Below are 3,828 nucleotides of genomic sequence, written 5' to 3'. Positions count from 1 at the left end.
TCCAGACCGTGGCCGGCCCTGCGGTTCCCCGCCTGCCGTTCGCACCGGAGTCTCCCCCGGCCGCTCCCGAAGTGGCGCAGGCGTCCTTTGTCACGCAACCGCTGAGCCACGCGACCAATGCAATTCAGCCGCTCACCCGGCACCAGGCACAGGTCGCTCCCGAAATGGGGCAGGCAGACCGGCCCATCCCGACCAGAGAGGAGATTGCCCGGGAGTTGAACGAACTGCGGCGCCAGCGGTTCGACGCCGTGGGACGCCTCGTTCGAGCCCAGGTGAGACGTCCGTCCGATCCACCCTACCAGGTCATCAACGAGCGAGGAGAGATCGAAGCCTACCTCCGTCCCGCCCCGGGAACGGTGCTTCGGACCTACGTTGGCCATCAGGTCGGGGTCGTGGGGCGAAAAGTCCGGTCCGCGGACGGTCGTGGGCCGCTCCTTGTGGCCGAGTCGGTGCAACTCCTCGATCCACCGGAAAAGAGACGAGGGGACTCAACGTTGGGCAAGCAGATGACCCCGTAGAGCTCGTTTGGCTTTCCAATTGTGTCACGAGTTCGACCAAAACGGCTCTTCTTTCGCAAGACGGCCGCGTTGGCGAGATGGCCCCGCAATCGCAGCCCGGGTGCTTGTCGCGTGGTGGCGGCCCCACGCGTATCGTAAGTCATTCGATCTTCGGGCTGGCGGACCGCCGTCGTTGATAAATCCTCTCTATTCCGGCAAAGCGACTTTTCTACAGCGCACGGGGCGTTACTGGCGGTTTCAACACCCCCAACGGAGAAGCACCAAGACGTGTGCTGCGTCAATTGTTACTGTCACTAGTTGCACAGCATTACGACTTATCTTATCATGATAGTTGAGATCAGGCTCTTGTGGAATTGGCAAGGTTGCCGGTTTCAACACCCTTCTGCCGGGAGTTTCGGCAATCAGCCCAGCGGCTTGGCAAAGAGGCATCTGGTCGCGGGGGGCATTGCGTCGTAAAATGCGTTTTTTCGGATTCGATGCGTTGTTATGAGAGGGAGAGGGTTCGCGACACCGGTTACACCAGTTTCTCTTGCCGAATGATTGGAAGCGTCTATGGGAGAGGTCGCAAAACTGATTCTAGAGGGCAAAGAGTATGAGTTGCCGATCCGCGTGGGAACGGAAGGGAACCGGGTCATCGATATTTCGAAACTCTATCAGATGACCGGTTACATCACGCTGGATGATGGCTTTGCCAATACGGGCGGCACAACCAGCAGCATCACCTACATCGATGGAGAAAAAGGTATTCTCCGGTATCGCGGCTACCGGATCGAAGAGCTTGCCGAGCGGTGCGATTTTCTGGAAGTGGCTTACCTGCTCATTTACGGCGAGCTGCCCACCGCTGACCAGCTCGAAGAATTTCGCGACAACATTCGCCGGCACACGCTCCTTCACGAGGGGATGAAGCAGCTTTTCGCGGGTTTTCCGCCCGATGCCCATCCCATGGCCATCCTCAGTTCGGTGGTGGGGGCGCTGGCCATTTATTGCAAGGACTCGCTGGATCCTCTTGACGAGGCGCAGCGTCAGCTCTCTATTTACCGCCTCATGGCGAAGATGCCCACCATCGCGGCGTTCGGCTACAAACAGTCGATCGGCCAGCCGTTCGTTTATCCGCAAAATCACCTGACATACTGTCAGAATTTCCTGTACATGCTGTTTGCAGTCCCCAGCGAGCGCTACCGGATGGATCCGGATTTTGTTGAGGCCCTCAATCTTCTGCTGATCCTCCATGCCGATCATGGCCAGAACTGCAGCACATCGGCTGTGCGGATGGTGGGTTCCAGTAACGTGAATCTTTTCTCAGCCGTCTCGGCGGGGATCTGCGCCCTTTGGGGGCAACTCCACGGGGGGGCGAACGAAGCGTGCATCAATATGCTGGAACAGATCCTCGCGGACAACCGCAACATCGGAAAGTACATCGACAAGGCGAAGGATCCCAATGATCCTTTCCGGTTGATGGGTTTCGGGCACCGGATCTACAAGAACTACGATCCTCGGGCCAAGATCATCAAGAAAATGGCCGACCGCCTGATCGCCAAGAAAATTGGCACAGATCCCCTATTCGAGTTGGCCAAGGAACTCGAGGAGATTGCTCTGAAAGATCCCTACTTCGTCGAGCGAAAGCTCTATCCGAATGTGGATTTCTACTCGGGCATCATTTATCGGGCGATGGGTATTCCCAAGAACATGTTTACGGTTCTGTTCGCCCTCGGGCGGCTTCCCGGCTGGATTGCCCACTGGCGCGAAATGCACCTCACACCCAACAAGCGCATCCACCGCCCGCGGCAACTCTACATCGGTTATCCCGAGCGCCCGTTTGTACCCTTGATCAAACGTGCGCCCAAGCCCACACAGGAAGTCACCATCAAACGGCCGGTGGGAGGTCCGTTCCCAGGCGGCGAATTCGAGCTCTGACGGGAGTGTGCTTCAGTGCACGCTAACCATGGGATTGAACCGAAAACGGCAGCGTGCACGCCATACCCGTGCCGGTCATCCTGCGATGGCTTGAGGAACTTGACGACACGAGCCCCCGGAAAGTGATCACGGTGCGGAGTCGTCTTTTACAGACGCGGGAAGCAGACCGGAATCTTCCGTTGGGGCTTCGTAGATATTCCAAACAGGAATTTCCTGACGGAGCTTGGCAAGATACTCGTTCAATTGCTTTTGTTTTTCTTCTTCTGCCAGGCGTTCCCGAATTTGCACCTGGGCTTCGGTGAACGGAATCCGGCTTGCCTCGCGGCGTTCCAGAACACGGACGATGTGGAACCCCTGCTCGTCTTCCAGGATGGGGCTGAGCTGGCCGACGGGCAGGGAGAACAGGGCCTCCTCGAGGACGCGGGACCGCAAACTCCCAGGCTGCACCGGTTCTCTCACGCCCCCTTCAGAAGCGGTGGGGCCTTCGGATCCAGAACGCGCGACCTCTTCGAATGGCTCGCCCTGCAACACTCGGTTACCCAGTTCCGCCAGCTTGGCGTAGGCCTCCGCATCCGAACGGTCCGGCCGTTTTTTGACCATAAGCTGTTGCCAGCGGACCTCGGCAGGTTGCTCAAACTCGCTCAAATGGGTTTGGTAGTACTCCCAAAGCACTTCCGGAGATATGGTTTTCGCCGTGGAACTGGCCGAGGCTAGTTGCTGTTTGATCCAGTCACGGGCGAGTGTTCCTTCAATGAATGCCCGTTTTTCGTGTTCCAGTGAACTGCCCACGCTGCGGAGACGTTCGTCCCACTCTTTGGCAGACTGAAGCCCCATCTTGCGAAGACGCGCCGGAACCTCTTTTTCCTCGAAGAACTTGGCGATTTCCTGTTCGATTCGCTGAAGATTCTCCCGGGGAATCTTGCGTTTAATGTCTTCGTAAACGAGTTTCATTTCAATACGTTTCTTCAAAAGCTGCCGCATCAGTTGTTGCTTGTATTGCTCGTACACCACGACAGGGACTTTGTCCTGATAAGGCAGGAGAATTTCATTCACAGCACCAAGAATTTCACCGGCGAGAATGACCTCCGACCCTACGCGTGCTAGGACCCGAGTTTGCTCGCAGATTTCCTGCCGAAAGTCGCCGACGCGATCAGTTTGGAGGGAAGCCGCTGTCCTGGCCCATTCGGAAAGAGAGGAACCGTCACCGTGGGAAGCCTCCTGGTCTGATACCGTCACCTCTGCAGGTGCCACAAAATTCACAGGTTGTGCCCGGGAGTCTTCAGCAAACTGTGGGAGTGTATCCTGGAACATGGCTGGTTTTTGGCTCGGCAAGGACGACTCGCCAGCATCCCTGATGTTCGCACCCCCGGACGCAAACACCGGAAAACCACTGGCC

At 57.4% G+C, this 3,828-nt stretch carries 3 protein-coding genes; 2 read left to right on the top strand and 1 reads right to left on the bottom strand.

What is annotated here, in order from left to right:
* The coding region (locus H5U08_RS12540; protein WP_297033559.1) for a hypothetical protein at positions 1–518 on the top strand (518 nt) is incomplete at its 5' end.
* Positions 519–1,070: 552 nt separating this feature from the next.
* Entirely contained in the window at positions 1,071–2,432 is a 1,362-nt protein-coding gene (locus H5U08_RS12535; protein ID WP_297033558.1) for a citrate synthase, read from the top strand.
* Positions 2,433–2,558: 126 nt separating this feature from the next.
* On the opposite strand, the gene H5U08_RS12530 is transcribed toward H5U08_RS12535, so the two are convergent.
* Positions 2,559–3,828: peptidyl-prolyl cis-trans isomerase (locus tag H5U08_RS12530; RefSeq protein ID WP_297033556.1), on the bottom strand; the 1,270-nt coding region annotated here is incomplete at its 5' end.

Source organism: Thermogutta sp. (genome assembly GCF_014359955.1).
In the GTDB taxonomy this organism is placed as follows: domain Bacteria; phylum Planctomycetota; class Planctomycetia; order Pirellulales; family Thermoguttaceae; genus Thermogutta.
Note: the sequence above shows the minus strand (reverse complement) of the source record. Positions and strands in the feature narration are given on the sequence as shown.

What these genes read in the sequence shown, in the direction of transcription:
- H5U08_RS12535 (WP_297033558.1), top strand. Translation starts at nt 1,071, where the DNA reads ATGGGAGAGGTCGCAAAACTGATTCTAGAGGGCAAAGAGTATGAGTTG.